This is a genomic window from Kribbella sp. (assembly GCF_035687465.1).
In the GTDB taxonomy this organism is placed as follows: domain Bacteria; phylum Actinomycetota; class Actinomycetes; order Propionibacteriales; family Kribbellaceae; genus Kribbella.
The window spans coordinates 1-16,785 of record NZ_DASRXP010000691.1 but is presented as its reverse complement, the minus strand read 5'-3'; the positions used below and the strand labels follow the sequence as shown (position 1 = coordinate 16,785).

The window sequence follows — 16,785 nt, the reverse complement described above, 5'->3', positions numbered from 1 at the left end:
CATCCACAGTCCGGTGGGTGTGCCTACGATCTACGCCTCGAACTTGTAGCCCAGGCCACGGACCGTGACGAGGTGCGCGGGGCTCGAGGGGTCCTTCTCCAGCTTCGAGCGGAGACGCTTCACGTGGACGTCCAGGGTCTTGGTGTCGCCCACGTAGTCGGCGCCCCAGATCCGGTCGATCAGCTGCCCCCGGGTCAGGACCCGGCCGGTGTTGCGCAGCAGCATCTCGAGGAGCTCGAACTCCTTCAACGGCAGCCGGATCTCCGCACCCGACACCGTCACCACGTGCCGCTCCACGTCCATCCGGACCGGCCCTGCCTCCAGGGTGTCCGGCAGCAGTTCGACGTCCGCGCCGCGGCGCAGTACGGCCCGGATGCGGGCCAGCAGCTCCCGGGGCGAGTACGGCTTGGTGACGTAGTCGTCGGCGCCCAGTTCGAGGCCGACCACCTTGTCCACCTCGGTGTCCTTCGCACTGACGATGATCACCGGGACATTGCCGCGGCTTCGCAGCGCCCGGCACACCTCGGTACCGGACAGGCCCGGCAGCATCAGGTCGAGCAGGACGATGTCCGCACCGGCTCGGTCGTACTCGTCCAGCGCGTCCGGTCCGGTCTCCGCGACGGCGACCTCGAACCCTTCCTTGCGCAGTACGTACGACAACGCGTCGCTGTAGCTCTCTTCGTCTTCGACGACCAGCACTCGGGTCACGAAGCTGCCTCCTTGGTCTTCTGTTCCGACGGGGTCGGCGTCAGATAGATGGCCGTCTCCTCCTGGCTGGTGGAGTCGGTCGGTTGCCCGGTCGCGGGATCAAGCCGCAGCGGGAGTCGGACGGTGAAGGTGGAACCCTGGCCCTCGACACTCCAGACCCGCACGTCGCCACCGTGGATCGAGGCGATGTGCTTGACGATCGAGAGGCCGAGGCCGGTACCACCGGTCTCACGGCTCCGGGCCCGGTCGACCCGGTAGAACCGTTCGAAGATGCGTTCCAGGTCGCTGCTCGGGATCCCCACGCCCTGGTCACTGACGGTGATCTCGACCAGGTCCCCGATCGGGTGCGCGGCGACCGCGACCCTGGTTCCGTCGGGGCTGTAGTTGACCGCGTTCTCGACCAGGTTGCCGATCGCGATCGCGAGCTGGTCCTCGCTGCCCATCACCTCGAGGGCCGGGTCGGTCTTCACCACCAGGTTGATGTCGCGGTCCTCCGCGTCCACCCGGCAGCGGTCGACCGCGGCTTCGATCACACCGTTGATGTCGACCGGTCCGGGGTTCTCCAGCGGGTCGTCGCCCTGCAGCCGGGACAGCTCGATGATCTCCTTGACCAGCCGGCTCAGCCGGGCCGCCTCGATCCGCATCCGGCCGGAGAACCGCTGCACGGCCTCGGGGTCGTCGGAGGCCTCGGAGACGGCGTCGGCGAGCAGGATCAGCGCGCCGATCGGGGTCTTCAGCTCGTGGCTGACGTTGACGGTGAAGTCGCGCCGGATCGCGTCCAGCCGGCGTTCCCTGGTCCGGTCCTCGACCAGGACCAGCACCAGCTGGCTGCCCAGCGGGGCCACCCGGGCGCTCACGTACTGCGTGGCGCCGAGCCGGCCGCGGACGATCTCGAGGTCCTGCTGACGGATCTCCCCGTCGCGGCGGACCGCGCGGACCATGGTCAGCAGCTCGTCCACCAGCAGTCGCTCGCCCCGGACGATGCCCAGCACGTGGGCCGGGGCGCTGGCCTGGAGGACCTGGTCCTCGGGGCCCATCACCACGGCCGAAGAGCGCAGTACGGACAGCACGGTGGCCACGCCGATGGGTACGATTGGGTCCGGGGAGACCGGGACCTTCTGCTGGGATCGCTCACTGAGGACCATCGCCCCCAGTGAAAGCAGAGCCAGGGCCGCGCCGATGACGCCGCCCAGCACCGCAGCCAGCGTGGGGTCCACGGCAACGATGCTACGCGGGGAAATCACAGGGAAAGACCGAATGAGCACAGGATGACCGGAACACGACCTAACTGTTCATCGCGCGTTCACCACTCGTCGCCGTCCGGCAACCTCGACGGCATAACGTCCGGTGGGGCGGATACTGGTTGTGCCCAGGCACCGCCCAGGGCAACGCTGGACACCACAGATCGGAAGCAGAAACGATGCGCGACACCTACCACGAGCAGCTCGACGACATCCTCGCGGAGCTCGAGCGGATGACCAGGACGGTGTCCACCGCCGTAAACCGCTCCACCTCCGCACTGCTGACGGCCGACATCCGCCAGGCCGAGGAAGTGATTGCCGCTGACATCCAACTGGACGCGGCCGGCGAGGGTGTCGAGGAGAAGGTCTTCGAGTTGATGGCCCGGCAGGCGCCGGTCGCCAACGAGCTGCGGATGCTGGTCGCGGCGCTGCGGATGGTCGCCGACCTGGAGCGGATGGGCGACCTGGCCGCGCACGTGTCGAAGATCGCCCGGCTGCGCTACCCGGCGCCGGCGATCCCGACCGAGCTGCACGGCGTGATCGAGGAGATGGGCAGCGTCGCGGGCCGGATGGTCGACGCCGCCGGTGACGTGATCAAGTCCCGCGACGTCGAGGCGGCCGGCAAGCTCGAGGCCGTCGACGACGAGATGGACAAGCTGCGCAGCAACCAGTTCCGGCTGATGATGGACTCGTCCTGGCCGCACGGCGTCGAGGTCGCGGTCGACATCGCCCTGCTCGGCCGGTACTACGAGCGCATCTCCGACCACGCGGTCTCGATGGCCCGCCGGGTCGTCTACCTCGTCACCGGCGAGCTCCCTGTCGCCATCGGCGGCACCGCCGCCGGCTCCGGCGCCGGAGCCTCGACCCCAAGCCCGAACGGCAACTGACACGGACCCGAATCAGCCCTCGGCAACCTCACCAGGTTGCCGAGGGCTGATTGCTGTTCATCCACAGGCGACAGAGCTCGTCGGGGCTGGGCGGTCGGGGCGGATAGGTTCACAGGTATGAGCGACTCCGCCACAACCGACGCCCTGGTCAACGCCGACCTGTCCGCGATGACTCCCCCCGAAATGCTGGCCCACCTCGACGCGGTGGAATTGCGGCTGAGGCAGCTCCGCAGAGACCAACTCCAACTACTGGAGGGCAGTCCGGAGGTGGTCGCGCAGCACCCCAGCCTGCAGGAGCTGCTCGACCACCTCCGGACCTCGACCTCCAGTGTCCCGTGAGCGATGTAGCTTGAACGATGCTGGCGTTCAGGTGCGTGCATCGCTCACGGGACACTAGCGGCCCTGGTTCTTGACTGCTTCGATGGCGGCTGCGGCGGCTTTCGGGTCGAGGTATTCGCCGCCGGCCTTCAGGGGGTTGAAGTCGTCGTCGAGCTCGTAGTAGAGCGGGACGCCGGTCGGGATGTTCAGGCCGACGACGGTCTGCTCGTCGAGGTTGTCGAGGTGTTTCACCAACGCACGCAGGGAATTGCCGTGCGCGGCGACCAGGACGGTCTTGCCTGCGCGCAGGTCCGGCACGATCGCGTCGTACCAGTACGGCAGCATCCGCTCGACGACGTCCTTCAGGCATTCGGTTGCCGGCAGCAACTCGCTCGGCAGTCCGGCGTACCGCGGGTCGCCGGCCTGGTCGAACTCCGAGCCGCGCTCGATCGGCGGCGGCGGGGTGTCGTAGGAGCGGCGGAACAGCATGAACTGCTCCTCACCGAGCTCGGCGAGGGTCTGCTTCTTGTCCTTGCCCTGCAGGCCGCCGTAGTGGCGTTCGTTCAGCCGCCAGGACCGGCGGACGTCGATCCACTGGCGCCCGGCGACCTCGAGGGCGATGTTCGCGGTGCGGATGGCGCGGCGCAGTACCGAGGTGTGCAGCACGTCCGGGAGCAGGTCGCGGTCGCGAAGGAGCTCACCGCCGCGCTGGGCCTCCTCGACACCCTGAGCGTTCAGGTCGACGTCGACCCAGCCGGTGAAGAGGTTCTTGGCGTTCCAGTCGCTGTGGCCGTGGCGGAGCAGGATCAGGCGATAGGTCATGCCGCCAAGACTATCGGGGCTCCAACCAGCCCTTGAACGCGTCCAGGTTCCGGGTGGACTCGCCACGGGACAACCGCCACTCGTACTCCTTGCGGATCGAGGTCGCGAAGCCCAGTTCGAGGATGGTGTTGAACGACGTGTCGGCGTACTCGAGGACCGCGCCGAGCAGCCGGTCCACCTCCACCGGGGTGATCGCGTGCAACGGGACCCGGCCGTCCAGGTGGATGTCACCCATGTGATCCAGCGCGAACGCGACGCCGTACATCTTCAGGTTCCGCTCCAGCAACCAGCGGTAGACGGCCTCGTGGTTCTCGTCCGGCCGGCGGGCCACGAACGCGTGCACCTGGACCGCCTGGACCCCGACGGTCAGCGTGACCGTCGTCTTCAGCTTCCGCTCGCCCGGCAGGTCCGCGGTGAAGGCCCCCGGGGTCGCCTCGGTGAACTCCAGGTCGTTCTCGGTCAGCACCTGGCGGATCACGTCCGCGGCCGACACCCTCATCCAGACGCCTCCCTGTCCAGCGCCGAGAGCTCGGCCGCCATCGTCTCCGCTGCCGCCCGGTAGGCGGCCAGCGTCTTCTCCGCGGTCTGTTCCCAGCCGAATCCCCGGGCATGCTCGACCGCGGCCTTGCCCATGCTCTCGCGGAGTGCCGGATCCGTCGCGATCCGGTGCAGCGCGTCGGCGAAGTCGGCGACCTCATGACCGGGCACGAGCAGCCCGGTCGTCCCGTCAGAGACCGCGGTCGTCAGGCCGCCCACAGCCGCCGCGACCACCGGCGTACCGCAGGCTTGCGCCTCCAGCGCGACCAGGCCGAAGGATTCCGAGTACGACGGCACGCAGACGACTGTGGCTGCCCGGTACCACTGGGCCAGCCCGGCGCGTTCCACCGGCTTCACGAACCGGGTGACGTCGTCCACCCGCAATGCGCGGGCGAGCTCCGCGTGGGCCTCGGGGTGTTCCATCCCGTTGCCGGACGGGCCGCCGATCACCGCGACGACGAGGTGGTCGCGCAGCGACGGGTCCTGCTCGAGCATCCTGGCCGCGGCCCGGATCAGAATGTCCGGCGCCTTCAACGGCTGGATCCGGCCGACGAAGGCGAGCACGATCGCGTCCTCGGGGACTCCGACCGCCCTTCGCGCGGCGGCCTGGTCCCCTGGGCTGAAGACCTCCAGATCGACCCCTGGGTTGACCACGCCGACCTTCGCGGGTTGAGCGCCGTACAGGCTGATCAGTTCGCGGGCCTCGTCGTCGGTGTTCGCAAGGAGCCGGTCCGCTGCCTCGACCACCTGCTCCTCGCCGAGCAACCTGGCAGGCGGCTCCGGTACGTCGTCGTCCGCGAGGTAGGCGTTCTTCACCTTCGCCATGGTGTGCATGGTGTGCACCAGCGGCACTGCCCAGCGGTCTCTGGCGAGCAGGCCGACCTGGCCGGACAACCAGTAGTGCGAGTGGATCACGTCGTAGTACCCGGGCTCACGGATCGCTTCAGCGCGTAGTACGGCGCGGGCGAAGGTGCAGAGCTGGGCGGGGAGCTCGTTCTTGGACAGGCCTTCGTACGGACCCGCGGCCACGTTGCGCACGGTCACGCCGGGGAGGAGTTCGACCTTGGCGGGCAGCGCGGAGGAGGTCGCACGGGTGAAGACGTCCACCTCGATGCCGAGGTCGGCGAGGCGCTTCGACAGCTCCACCACGTAGACGTTCATGCCACCGGCGTCGCCGGTTCCGGGCTGGTCCAGGGGCGAGGTGTGGAGGCTGATCATCGCGACCCGCCGAAGCGCGCGGTCGGAGGGTTGGGTCACGCTGTCAGCGTATCTCCGCCGCCACAGCGCGGAATCAGGACTTCTCCCTATCCGCTCCCCGGAGCCCGTGAGACGGGGACGTGAGGGGTTTGCCAGACTCAGGGGTATGACTTCCAGTACGCGTCCTCTTGCCGTCGTCACCGGAGCGAGTAGCGGGATCGGGGCGGCGACGGCCCGGCGACTGGCCCGGGAGGGCTACGAGGTGATCTGCGCAGCCCGCCGGCTGGACCGGATCGAGGCGCTGGCGAAGGAGATCGACGGTCGTGCGGTGCAGTGCGATGTCACCTCGGCCGAGGATGTCGCGGCGCTCACGGCGGAGGTCGGCGACCGGGTCGACCTGCTGGTCAACAACGCCGGCGGCGCGTTCGGCTTCGAGCCGGTCGCGGAGGCGGATCTTGACGCCTGGCGGCGGATGTACGAGGTGAACGTGATCGGCGTCGCGGCCGTCACCAAGTCGTTGCTCCCGGCCCTCATCGCCGGCGGCGGCACGATCATCGTGATGGGTTCGACCGCCGGGCAGGTCGCCTACGAGGGCGGCGGTGGGTACGCCGCCGCCAAGCACGCGGTCAAGGCGGTCGTCGACACACTCCGGCTGGAACTCTTCGACCAGCCCGTCCGCGTCTGCGAGATCGCCCCCGGCATGGTGAAGAGCGAGGGCTTCGCCCTGACCCGCTTCGAAGGCGACCAGGCCAAGGCCGACGCCGTGTACGCCGGCGTCGCCGAACCCCTCACCTCCGACGACATCGCCGACATCGTCGCCTGGGTCGCCACCCGCCCCGCCCACGTCAACATCGACCGCCTGACCGTCCGCCCCCGAGCCCAAGCCGCCCAACACAAGGTCCACCGCACCCAGTAGCCGCCCGGCGGTTGGATCTGAACGTCACACGCTCGCTGCCTTCGTGTGACAGATCTATCCAGCTCCGGATCTCGAGCTACTTGGCGCGGAGGCGGGTTATCGGGGGTGAGGGGACCGGGAGCGGGAGTTCCGGGGCGGGGAGGGCGTAGGACGTGTAGAGGCGGCGGCGGATCGCTTCTACCGGGAAGGTCTCCTGGTAGATGGCGAGTTTGACTGTGACGCCTTCGAGGGTGGCTCGCAGCAGCATCTCCTCGACAGCCGGGTCGGGGGCACCTCGCTCGGCGAAGATGGCGCGGATGGCGTCCTCGACCAGGGACAGGCGGGCCGACTTCTCGGTTTCCACCTCGGCGAAGATCGGGTGCGTGGCCGGCTGCATCATCAGTGAGATGGCCAGGCGCTGCACCGGCAGGGTGGCGGCCGCGGCCATCAAGGTGCCGTCGATGATGCCCGCCAGCCGTTCGTCCGCGGTGCCCTGCAGTTCGAGGATCGCGGCGATACCGTCCAGCCAGCGGTCCAGTAGTTCGGCGGCCAGGCGCTGCTTCGAGGGGAAGTAGTAGGTGACCAGGCCACGGGAGACGCCGGCCCGCTGGGTCACATCGGAGATCGAGGCGGCTTCGTAGCCCTTCTCACCGAACACCTCGAGGGCAGCACTGAGGATGCGCTCGCGGGAGCGCTCCCGCAGCGCCTGATTGGTGCTGACCGAGCGCGGCAACTTGCTCCGTCCCGTATGGCCGAGACCTGGAGTGCCGAGCAACCCCCCACCTCATGCTCGGCACTCCGGGTCGGCCCCCCGTTGTTGTCAGGCCCCTCCCCAGGCGCCTGTTCATAGACTGTACGTACGGCGAACGAATGTCAAAGGCTCAACCGGTTTCGTCGACACGGTCTGTCACCGGTACGATGGACTGGCTGCGCCCTGCGTCGAAGTGGCACGTAGATCCCGCCGTAGCCACCGCCTTCTTGATCCGACTTGCTTGGAGCGCTTCCGCATGCCCCTCCGTAATGACCTGCGCAACGTGGCCATCGTGGCTCACGTCGACCACGGGAAGACCACCCTCGTCGACGCGATGCTGTGGCAGTCCGGGGCCTTCGGGGCCCACCAGCACGTGGACGAGCGAGCGATGGACTCCGGTGACCTGGAGCGCGAGAAGGGCATCACCATCCTCGCCAAGAACACCGCGGTCCGGCACAAGATGGCCGACGGGCAGACGATGACGATCAACATCATCGACACCCCCGGTCACGCCGACTTCGGTGGCGAGGTGGAGCGCGGCCTGTCGATGGTCGACGCGATCGTCCTGCTGGTCGACGCCTCCGAGGGCCCGCTGCCCCAGACCCGGTTCGTACTGCGGAAGGCGCTGGCCCGCCAGATGCCGGTGATTCTCGTGGTGAACAAGGTGGACCGTCCCGACGCCCGGATCGCCGAGGTCGTGGACGAGACCTACGAACTGTTCCTCGACCTGCTGGACCACGACGCCGACCAGAGCGCACTGGACTTCCCGGTGGTGTACGCCTCGGCCCGGGCCGGTCGCGCCTCGCTGACCCAGCCCGAGGACGGCGGGATGCCGGACTCCGAGGACCTCGAGCCGCTGTTCGAGACGATCCTGGCGAACGTACCGGCCCCGGAGTACACCGAGGGCGCGCCGCTGCAGGCGCACGTGACCAACCTGGACGCCTCGCCGTTCCTCGGCCGGCTCGCGCTGGTCCGGGTGCACGAAGGCACCCTGAAGAAGGGCTCCCAGGTCGCCTGGTGCAAGCACGACGGCACCATCCAGCGGGTCAAGATCACCGAACTGCTGATCACCGAGGCGCTCGAGCGGGTGCCGGGTGACTCGGCCGGACCGGGTGACATCTGCGCGATCGCCGGCATCCCGGAGATCATGATCGGCGACACGCTGGCCGACCCCGACGACCCCAAGCCGCTGCCGTTCATCACCGTGGACGAGCCGGCCATCTCGATGACGATCGGTACCAACAGCTCGCCGCTGGCCGGCCGGGTCAAGGGCACCAAGGTCACCGCCCGCCTGGTCAAGGACCGGCTCGACCGCGAACTGGTCGGCAACGTGTCGATCAAGGTGCTGCCGACCGAGCGCCCCGACACCTGGGAGGTCCAGGGCCGTGGAGAGCTCGCGCTGGCCATCTTGGTCGAGCAGATGCGCCGCGAGGGCTACGAGCTCACCGTCGGCAAGCCGCAGGTGGTCACCCGCGAGATCGACGGCAAGCGGCACGAGCCGGTCGAGCGGCTGACGATCGACTGCCCGGAGGAATACCTCGGGACCGTCACCCAGTTGCTCGCGGTCCGCAAGGGCCGGATGGAGCAGATGACGAACCACGGCACCGGCTGGGTCCGGATGGAGTTCCTGGTGCCGGCCCGTGGCCTGATCGGCTTCCGGACCGAGTTCCTCACCGACACCCGCGGCACCGGGATCGCGCACCACGTGTTCGAGGGCTACGAGCAGTGGTTCGGCGAATTGCGTACCCGTCCGTCCGGCTCCCTGGTCTCCGACCGCACCGGCGTCACCACGTCGTACGCGATGGTGAACCTGCAGGAGCGCGGCACGATGTTCTGCGAGCCGGGGACCGATGTCTACGAGGGCATGGTGGTCGGCGAGAACTCCCGCGCCGACGACATGGACGTGAACATCACCCGCGAGAAGAAGATGACCAACGTCCGGTCGAACGCGGACGAGTTCGAGAAGCTGGTGCCGGCCCGCAAGCTGTCACTCGAGCAGTCGCTGGAATTCTGCCGCGAGGACGAGTGTGTCGAAGTGACGCCGGACGCCATCCGGATCCGTAAGCTCGCGCTGACCCAGCTCGAGCGCGCGAAGCTGGGGCGCAAGAACAAAGCCTGAGCGGTGACGGCTGACCGGTTGGTCGATTCGGCGGGGAGAAAGTTGCGGATCGTTATGAACCGGACGGGCCGTCACGACGTCTGTCTAGTGGAAGCAAATCAGTAGGGGGAAGGAAAAGGACATGGGGATTCTGCGCAAGCTCGGCGCCACCTCGACAGCGGTCGCGATGCTGGGAGTGGGTGTCTTCACCGCTGCGACCACGGCCGATGCCACGCCGCAGGCGGCTCCGGCCGCCGCGACCGCGCCGCAGGCTGCGCCCAAGGCCGTCGCTCCGAAGACGGTCGCGGCGAAGACCACCGCCGCCGCGAAGCTGGTGCCGGGCAAGCTCCGGCTCGACAAGCGCTGCATGACCGGCCGGATCATCTGCGTCAACAAGAAGACCCGCAAGGTCGTCTTCCTGTACAACGGCAAGGTCCTCGCGACCGGCGACGCCCGCTTCGGCGGACCCCGGACGCCGACCCGGAACGGCATGTTCAAGATCCAGCGCAAGTCGAAGAACCACGTCTCGTCGCTGTACAAGTCGCCGATGCCGTACTCGATGTTCTTCAGCGGCGGCCAGGCGATCCACTACTCGTCGGACTTCAAGGCCCGCGGCTACAACGGCGCCTCGCACGGCTGCATCAACATGCGCGACAAGGCCAAGATCGCCTGGATCTTCAACCGGGCGAAGGTCGGCGACAAGGTGCTCGTCTACAACGCCTGAGCAACCAGCACTGAGCAACCAGCACTGCACAGCAGCGGCGGCCGGAGATCACTCTCCGGCCGCCGCTGCTTTCGTGAACGCCTTGTACAGCCGCGGTTCCACCAGACAGAACGTCGCCTTCGCCACGGTCGTCGGCGTCCGTGACAGCGTCTGGACGGCGATCTCAGCCGCCGACTGCGCCGGCCACCCATAGATCCCCGCGGACACCGCGGGAAGCGTCAACTCCCGTACGCCGAGCTCGTCCGCGATCCTCAGCGCATTCCGGTAGCAGGACTCGAGCAACTCCGGATCCCTTTGCCCAGCGAGGTAATTCGGCCCGACCACATGGATCACGTACGACGCCGGCAGGTTCCCCGCGCTCGTCCAGCCGGCCTGGCCCGTGGGAACACCGTCCGGATACTTCGAGATGCACTCCGCAAGGATCGCCGGTCCGCCCGCACGGTGAATCGCTCCGTCCACGCCGCCGCCTCCGCGCAGGGCGTGATGGGCGGCGTTCACGATCGCATCCGCGGGCACGGTGGTGATGTCGGCGGTGCTCAGCACGATCTCCATCTCTGACTCTCCCCGGTCTTTCTGCCTCAGCGGTCGGCGAACTGTTGGCCGACTGTGCGTCTGCTGGCAATGTGATCACGAGTTGTGCCCAGGAGGTGACGAGACCCTGGTCCAGAACCTACGCTTTCCCGGCACCGGGTAACAGTCCGGTGCCGGCGCCCGCCTGGCGCCAACCATCAGGTCAGTGAGGGCGTCCCACTCTTCGCAGGGACAAGATCGACCACGAGGGGTTTCCGATGCGCGCGCGACGCTTTCTCCGTAGTCTTCCGGCCGTCCGGAACGTAACGGCCGGTGTGATCGCCCTGGCGGCGGTCGCAACGCTCGGCTTTTCGGGACTGATCGGTTCCGGAACAACAGCGACAGCGGCACCGACGGCGACCACCGACCTGAAGACCGTGCCGTTCGAGGTGAGCGGTGAGCTGCCGATCTACCCGAAGGCCCTGTGGAGGAACGGTTCCAGCAGCGCCGACGTACGCAAGGTCGAAGCCCGGCTGGTCCAGCTCAAGCTGCTCGACAAGCAGTACCAGGACAACTCCTTCGGGACCTCGACCCGCAGCGCGGTGAAGAAGTTCCAGGCCTCCAAGGGGATTCCCGAGCTCGGGTACCTCGATCAGAACACCTGGGACCAGTTGAAGGCCGCGACCCACGAGCCCACCCAGACGGAGCTGTTCCCGCCGGCTCCGGTGGTGGATGGCAAGCGGCTGGACCAGCGTTGTGCGACCGGCGTCGCCCTGTGCATCGACAAAACGAGCCGGAAACTGCGCTATGTGGTGGACGGCGTGGTCAAGGCGACGATGGATGTTCGGTTCGGCGCGAAGGCCACGGCGACCCGCGAGGGTGCGTTCTCGGTCGGCTGGAAGAGCCGGAACCACGTGTCCAAGCTGTACGACTCGGCGATGCCGTACGCGATGTTCTTCAGTGGCGGCCAGGCCGTGCACTACTCGTCGGACTTCGCCGCCCGCGGCTACAACGGCGCCTCGCACGGCTGCGTCAACGTCCGCAACCTGACCCAGATCAAGTGGCTCTTCGACCAGATCGACATCGGCGACAAGGTCATCGTCTACCGCTCGTAGTCACCACCCGTAACGTCCGAAGACCCGCGGGGCAGGCCCCACGGGTCTTCGGACGTTACGAGGTGATTCAGAGGGGGCGGGGGCCGCGGCGGCGGCGGATGCCCCAGCCGCCTCGACCGCGGCCGGTGGCGGCGCGGAGGGCGGGACGGGCGTCGACCAGGTAGACACCGGCGGCGACGATGCCGATCAGGCCGAAGAAACTCAGCCAGCTCTGGAAGATGTGGGACAGGGTGAAGGTGGCCAGGATCAGCACCCAGCCGGGCTTGGTCAGCTTGTCGGCGGCGACGAACACTGCCCGCGGCCGGAAGGCGGCATCCAGAAGGGCGACCAACTTCAGGCCGAGCAGCACCCACCAGATGACGTCGATCGGATTGCCGAACCCGGGGAACAGGGTCGGGAATGTGGCGAGTGGGAGCATGCCTACGAGCCTAACCCAGTGAAAGGGTGGCCCACCTCTGCTGATCGGCAGATTCGGACCACCCGTTCACCGCAGGTAGCGTTGCGACAGGGTGGAACTACGCTCAGTCGCCGACCTTGTCGGCCGCCGCGGAGGCGGCCTTGGTCGCCGTCTTGGCGGTCTTCCGGGCGCTGGTGGCAGTCGCCTTGACGTTCCGGGTGGCGGTGTCGGCGGTCTTGCGCGCGGTGGTGCGGGTGGCCTTGGCCTTGCTCACCGTGGTCTTCGCCTGGGCGACCAGGTCCTCGGTGGCCTTCTGGCTGCGGATCCGGGTGACGATCTCCTCGCCGCGGGCGGCCAGGTCCTCATAGGTCACCTCGGCCTGGCCGAGGACGGTGGAGAGGCTTGCCTGCGCGACGGCCGGCAGCTCACGGAGCTTGGCCGGCACGGTGCGGGCGTCGGCGGCAAGGGCCTCGAAGCGCTTGGCGAACTCGGTCTGACGCTTGGTCAGCTCGGTCTGAACGGTCTTCTGGTCCAGCTTGGCGAACCGGCTGGTGACGTCCTCGCTGACCGCGCGGAACTTCTCCACGGCCAGGTCGCCGGCACCGGCGATGACGTACAACGGGGTGACTGAAGTGCGGGTAGCCATCAGGCTTCTCCTCGGAATTTTCTCAGCGGGGTCTGAACTACTGGGTAGTGCGTTTTCTTGCAGGGGTCTTCTTGGCGGCGGTCTTCTTCGCGGCCTGGACGGACTCCGCCTGGCCGGCGGTGGCCGCCGCGGTCTCGGGGGTGTTCTCACGGACGAACGACGCGTACACGTCGAGCAGGACGCGCTTCTGCCGCTCGTTCAGCGCCGGGTCGAGCAGGATCGCGTCGACCACGCCGGTCGCCCGCCGTGCGCCGTCCGAGCTGTCGTCCGGATCGAGAATGCCGGCCCGTACGTAGAGCGTCTCCGCGGAGATCCGCAATGCCTTCGCGAGCTGCTGCAGCACATCGGCCGACGGTTTCCGCAGGCCACGCTCGATCTGGCTGAGATACGGGTTCGACACACCTGCCAGATCGGAGAGCTGCCGCAACGACAGCTGCGCGTGCCGGCGCTGCTCGGCGAGGTACTCCCCGACCGAACCCACCGAACCGGCGACGCGATCACCCAATCTGGCCATGCGCCCAGTGTGCTAGCAACGTGCTTGCAATTGCAAGCAGCAACTCCGTGAGTCGAGTCACCCAGTACTACGAGCAGGTGCCTACGCGAACAGACCGGGGTGCGCGTGCACCGAGCCGACCTGGATGCCGCCGCCGTAGAGGGGGAAGCGGGTCTGAGCGTCGATCTCCTCGTTGTCGAGACCCAGGTGCTGCAGCACAGCCGCCATCACAGCGGCTCGGGCACGGACGCCGCCGTCCTCCACTTTGAGAGCGATCCCCCGGCCGTCGGCGAGCCCCACCGCATACACACTCTCGGCGCCCGCCTTGCAGAACAGGCCCGGGACCGCACGCATCAGAGCAGCCTCATCCCGCCTGCTCCCACTGGCGAACTCGGGGAACGCCCGGAAGGAATCCGCGACCCGTGCCTCCAGCGATCCCGCGGCCGCCGACGCGAACAGCCCGAAGGAACGAGCCAGACCGGCCAGGCTGATCGCCAGGATCGGAGCCCCGCAGCCGTCGACCGCGACGTACGAGACCTTCTCGGCGGCCGAGTCCTCGACCGCGGTCCGGATCGCTTGCTGGACAGGGTGTTCCGGCGATCGGTAGTCGTCGCGGCCCCAGACCCCGTCCGCGCTTTCCTCCAGGGCGAGGTCGTGGATCGGCCAGCCATTGGCGACGCAGGTCGCGATCATCGCGGCGTGCTTGCCGGAGCAGTTCATCGTGATGCGGTCGGGGTGATGACCGGCCCGCACCCACTCGTCCCGCGCCTGGTCGTCGATCGGGTAGGCCCGCGGAGTGCGCAGTACCGACTCGTCCAGACCGACGCCGGCCAGGATCCGCCGTACGCCGGCCAGGTGGAACTCCTCGCCCGAGTGGGACGCGCCCGCGAGGGCGAGCAGGCCGCCGTCCAGGTCCAGTCCGCTGCGGAGCATGCCGAGCGCTTGCATCGGCTTGTTCGACGAGCGCGGGAACATCGCTTGATCGGCGATACCGACGGACCACTCGACGGTCCCGTCCGGAGCCGTCACCACGACGGAGCCGCGGTGATGCCCCTCGACGAAGCCACTGCGGACGACATCCGCCACGATCACAGGTTCGGTCACGGCTGCACTGTACGGGTCAGATGACAGGTGCAAACAGTGCAATTGGAGATGATTCGGCTCACAGCCGGGCGCGGACGTGCAAACCGACCTCGGGATCCACCAGGACCTCCTGGGTCGCGGTGACCGTCGGCTGGTCCTCGGCGACGACCTCCAGTACAGCGTCCGCGTCCACCGACCGCTTCACCAGCGCGAGCGCGATCGGCCCGTACTCATGGTGCCGCGCAGCCGACCCGATGAACCCGACCTGCTTCTCACCAGCCCGTACTGCGTAGCCGTGGGCGGGCAGGTGATCCACAGAGCCGTCCAGGTGCAGCCGGACCAGCCGACGCGGCGGACGACCGAGGTTGTGCACGCGGGCGACGGTCTCCTGGCCGCGGTAGCAGCCCTTGTCCAGGTGGACGCCGACACCGAGCCAGCCGAGCTCGTTCGGGATGGAACGCTCGTCCGAGTCCAGGCCGAGCCGCGGCGCCCCGGCCTCGATCCGGAGGGCCTCGTACGCCCAGATGCCTGCAGGCGGTCCGGTCAGCTCCGAGAGTTCACCGCGGGGCAGGAACACCTCGTGGCCGCCGAGCGAGTCAGCCCCACTCCGGGTCAGCGGCCCTTCCGTGGGAGCAGCTCCCGGACGCCAGACGATCGCGTAGTCGTCCGTCACGTCGGCGATCTCCACCCGCGACATGAACACCATCTTCTGGAGCCACTCGACCAATGCGGTGGCGGCCCCGGGCTCCGTGTGGAGCCAGAAGGTCTCGCCGTCGTCCACGCCGTACATGACGTGCTCGACATGGCCCGTGGGCGACAGCAGCAGTGCCGTGGTGGAGGTCCCGGGCTTGAGGCCCTCGAAGTACTGGGAGGTCAGTGCGTGCAACCAGGTGAGCCGGTCGGGTCCCGTGATGGTGACCACGTCGCGGTGCGAGAGGTCGACGTACCCCTGGCCCGCGACGAGGGCGCGCTGCTCGCGCAGGTCGGAGCCGTAGTGGGCCGCGACGCCGGCATCCAGACCGCCGGCCGCGACCGCGCCCGGCAGATCGAGCAGGGGGCTGCGCTTCAGTGACATGTCACCAGACTACGTCCAAGGGCGTAGGCCGAACGCCTCCCGCTGTGGGATGTGGACAGTGCTGGGATTGAGGAGGCTGGAACCACATCACCGAAGAAGGGAGCAGGAGCGATGAACGACAGGCGATTCCGGTTCGGCGTGGTCGCGAGCCCGGACCACGGGGCCGAGCAATGGCAGACGACCGTACGCCGGGCCGCCGGGCTCGGGTACTCCACCATCCTGATGCCCGACGGACTGCAACTGCTGTCGCCGTTCGCGTCGCTCGCCACCGCGGCCGCCACGGCAGATATCCGCGTCGGGACCTTCGTCGCGGCGGCCCCGCTGCGGACTCCACGGCAGGCGGCGTGGGACGCCCACACGCTGACCGTGCTCACTGACGGGCGATTCGAGTTCGGCATCGGCACCGGACGGCCCGGCACCGAGGCGTTCGCCGCGGAACTCGGGTTGCCCTACGGCTCGGGCAAGGAGCGGCGGGACCAGATCCGCCGGACTCTGGATCACCTCGCGGAGCTGGACGGGGATCGCCACACGCCGGTGATGCTTGCCGCCGCGGGTCCTCGGGGTCTGGCGCTGGCTGCGGCACGGGCCGACATCGTGTCCATCGCGAAACCCGCGACCGCTCCGCGTGCCGAGGTCGTCGCCCTGGTCCGCGAACTCCGGGAGCTTGCGGGATCACGTGCCGACGACATCGAGCTGGCGATGAACCTGTTCGCGGCGGGCACCCGGGAGCTGCCGGCGTGGACCAAGCAGGCCGCCGGCGTGGACGCCGCCACGCTCGAGGCGAGTGACTCGCTGATGCTGCTGCGCGGGTCTCCTCAGGAGATGGCCGATGAGCTGCAACGCAGGCGGGACGAGTTCGGCGCCTCTTATGTCAGCGTCAACGCCACCTACCTGGAAGACCTGGCCCCGGTGATCGAGAAGCTCGCCGGGAACTGAGGAACCACGCCAGCCCGGGGCGTTACGGGCAAACAACCCCTGGGGGCACCCGCGAACCCGCCTGATCATTCGCCCCCTTTTCACCCTCCCCGCAGACTTTCCAGTCAGCGTGGGCAGTTGGCGAGGGTGAAAGGGGGCGAATGATCAGGTGGGTTTTCGCCGCTGTGGGGAGGTTGTCTTGCCCGTACAGAGCTAGTAGCGGGGGGTGTCTACGGGTGCGGGGGTGGTTTCGGGGGTGGTTTCCGGGACGTCGCCGGCGTGGGTGTCGCCGGCCGCGAAGGCGGCTTCGTCGAAGGGGTCCTCGCCGGCGAAGACCTGCTTGGCCTGGGCTTTGTCGAACTGACCGACCCAG

Annotated in this window: 19 protein-coding genes; 7 read left to right on the top strand and 12 right to left on the bottom strand. The window is 68.3% G+C overall.

Annotated elements, in window-relative coordinates:
* Nucleotides 1-30: 30 nt before the first annotated feature.
* Both VFG33_RS37485 and VFG33_RS37480 read right to left on the bottom strand, forming a co-directional pair.
* Nucleotides 31-708, bottom strand: a complete 678-nt coding sequence (locus tag VFG33_RS37485; protein WP_325057781.1) for a response regulator — start codon at nucleotides 706-708, stop codon at nucleotides 31-33.
* On the bottom strand, nucleotides 705-1,925 hold the full coding sequence (locus VFG33_RS37480; RefSeq protein WP_325057780.1) for a sensor histidine kinase: 1,221 nt from the start codon (nucleotides 1,923-1,925) through the stop codon (nucleotides 705-707). The genes VFG33_RS37485 and VFG33_RS37480 overlap by 4 nt, the downstream gene beginning before the upstream one ends.
* Before the next feature lie 203 nt (nucleotides 1,926-2,128).
* On the opposite strand from VFG33_RS37480, the gene phoU reads away from it, so the two are divergent.
* Both phoU and VFG33_RS37470 read left to right on the top strand, forming a co-directional pair.
* On the top strand, nucleotides 2,129-2,836 hold the full coding sequence (gene phoU / locus VFG33_RS37475; RefSeq protein ID WP_325057779.1) for a phosphate signaling complex protein PhoU: 708 nt from the start codon (nucleotides 2,129-2,131) through the stop codon (nucleotides 2,834-2,836).
* A gap of 117 nt (nucleotides 2,837-2,953) precedes the next feature.
* Nucleotides 2,954-3,175 (top strand): hypothetical protein, encoded by a 222-nt coding sequence (locus VFG33_RS37470; protein WP_325057778.1) that lies wholly within the window; start codon nucleotides 2,954-2,956, stop codon nucleotides 3,173-3,175.
* A gap of 54 nt (nucleotides 3,176-3,229) precedes the next feature.
* Here VFG33_RS37470 and VFG33_RS37465 read toward each other — a convergent pair whose 3' ends face one another.
* Genes VFG33_RS37465 through mshA form a run of 3 tightly spaced genes read right to left on the bottom strand, consistent with a single transcriptional unit; the run spans nucleotide 3,230 to nucleotide 5,731 of the window.
* Nucleotides 3,230-3,976 (bottom strand): phosphoglyceromutase, encoded by a 747-nt coding sequence (locus tag VFG33_RS37465; RefSeq protein WP_325057777.1) that lies wholly within the window; start codon nucleotides 3,974-3,976, stop codon nucleotides 3,230-3,232.
* 10 nt (nucleotides 3,977-3,986) lie between these two features.
* Nucleotides 3,987-4,475 (bottom strand): type III secretion system chaperone family protein, encoded by a 489-nt coding sequence (locus VFG33_RS37460; RefSeq protein WP_325057776.1) that lies wholly within the window; start codon nucleotides 4,473-4,475, stop codon nucleotides 3,987-3,989.
* Entirely contained in the window at nucleotides 4,472-5,731 is a 1,260-nt protein-coding gene (gene mshA / locus VFG33_RS37455; RefSeq protein WP_414673017.1) for a D-inositol-3-phosphate glycosyltransferase, read from the bottom strand. Before mshA ends, VFG33_RS37460 begins: the two co-directional genes overlap by 4 nt.
* 145 nt (nucleotides 5,732-5,876) lie before the next feature.
* Here mshA and VFG33_RS37450 point away from each other — a divergent pair, with 145 nt between their 5' ends.
* Nucleotides 5,877-6,626, top strand: a complete 750-nt coding sequence (locus tag VFG33_RS37450; RefSeq protein ID WP_325057774.1) for an SDR family NAD(P)-dependent oxidoreductase — start codon at nucleotides 5,877-5,879, stop codon at nucleotides 6,624-6,626.
* 76 nt (nucleotides 6,627-6,702) lie between these two features.
* On the opposite strand, the gene VFG33_RS37445 is transcribed toward VFG33_RS37450, so the two are convergent.
* The gene (locus VFG33_RS37445; protein WP_325057773.1) at nucleotides 6,703-7,380 is read right to left on the bottom strand and encodes a TetR/AcrR family transcriptional regulator; all 678 of its coding nucleotides are present in this window, start codon (nucleotides 7,378-7,380) and stop codon (nucleotides 6,703-6,705) included.
* A gap of 232 nt (nucleotides 7,381-7,612) precedes the next feature.
* On the opposite strand from VFG33_RS37445, the gene typA reads away from it, so the two are divergent.
* Together typA and VFG33_RS37435 are read left to right on the top strand one after the other, a co-directional pair.
* Nucleotides 7,613-9,475 (top strand): translational GTPase TypA, encoded by a 1,863-nt coding sequence (gene typA, locus VFG33_RS37440; RefSeq protein ID WP_325057772.1) that lies wholly within the window; start codon nucleotides 7,613-7,615, stop codon nucleotides 9,473-9,475.
* Between the two features lie 121 nt (nucleotides 9,476-9,596).
* Complete coding sequence (locus VFG33_RS37435; protein ID WP_325057771.1) at nucleotides 9,597-10,178, top strand: L,D-transpeptidase; 582 nt, start codon at nucleotides 9,597-9,599, stop codon at nucleotides 10,176-10,178.
* A 48-nt stretch (nucleotides 10,179-10,226) separates the two neighbouring features.
* Here VFG33_RS37435 and VFG33_RS37430 read toward each other — a convergent pair whose 3' ends face one another.
* Complete coding sequence (locus VFG33_RS37430) at nucleotides 10,227-10,730, bottom strand: O-acetyl-ADP-ribose deacetylase (protein WP_325057770.1); 504 nt, start codon at nucleotides 10,728-10,730, stop codon at nucleotides 10,227-10,229.
* 293 nt (nucleotides 10,731-11,023) lie between these two features.
* Here VFG33_RS37430 and VFG33_RS37425 point away from each other — a divergent pair, with 293 nt between their 5' ends.
* Nucleotides 11,024-11,803 (top strand): L,D-transpeptidase family protein, encoded by a 780-nt coding sequence (locus tag VFG33_RS37425; RefSeq protein ID WP_325057769.1) that lies wholly within the window; start codon nucleotides 11,024-11,026, stop codon nucleotides 11,801-11,803.
* A 67-nt stretch (nucleotides 11,804-11,870) separates the two neighbouring features.
* Here VFG33_RS37425 and VFG33_RS37420 read toward each other — a convergent pair whose 3' ends face one another.
* From VFG33_RS37420 to ygfZ, 5 genes are all read right to left on the bottom strand, one after another.
* Nucleotides 11,871-12,221: a DUF2516 family protein gene (locus tag VFG33_RS37420; RefSeq protein ID WP_325057768.1), complete on the bottom strand. Its 351-nt coding sequence runs from the start codon at nucleotides 12,219-12,221 to the stop codon at nucleotides 11,871-11,873.
* Between the two features lie 103 nt (nucleotides 12,222-12,324).
* Nucleotides 12,325-12,846, bottom strand: a complete 522-nt coding sequence (locus VFG33_RS37415; RefSeq protein WP_325057767.1) for a hypothetical protein — start codon at nucleotides 12,844-12,846, stop codon at nucleotides 12,325-12,327.
* Nucleotides 12,847-12,883: 37 nt separating this feature from the next.
* Nucleotides 12,884-13,360: a helix-turn-helix domain-containing protein gene (locus VFG33_RS37410; RefSeq protein WP_325057766.1), complete on the bottom strand. Its 477-nt coding sequence runs from the start codon at nucleotides 13,358-13,360 to the stop codon at nucleotides 12,884-12,886.
* 81 nt (nucleotides 13,361-13,441) lie between these two features.
* Nucleotides 13,442-14,443, bottom strand: coding sequence for an asparaginase (locus tag VFG33_RS37405; protein WP_325057765.1), 1,002 nt, complete (start codon nucleotides 14,441-14,443; stop codon nucleotides 13,442-13,444).
* Nucleotides 14,444-14,501: 58 nt separating this feature from the next.
* Nucleotides 14,502-15,497 carry a CAF17-like 4Fe-4S cluster assembly/insertion protein YgfZ gene (gene ygfZ, locus VFG33_RS37400; RefSeq protein ID WP_325057764.1) on the bottom strand — a complete coding sequence of 332 codons (996 nt, stop codon included), beginning with the start codon at nucleotides 15,495-15,497 and terminating at the stop codon, nucleotides 14,502-14,504.
* 111 nt (nucleotides 15,498-15,608) lie between these two features.
* Between ygfZ and VFG33_RS37395 the strand changes: the two genes are divergently transcribed.
* Entirely contained in the window at nucleotides 15,609-16,433 is an 825-nt protein-coding gene (locus tag VFG33_RS37395) for an LLM class flavin-dependent oxidoreductase (protein WP_325057763.1), read from the top strand.
* The last annotated feature ends 352 nt before the right edge of the window (nucleotides 16,434-16,785 follow it).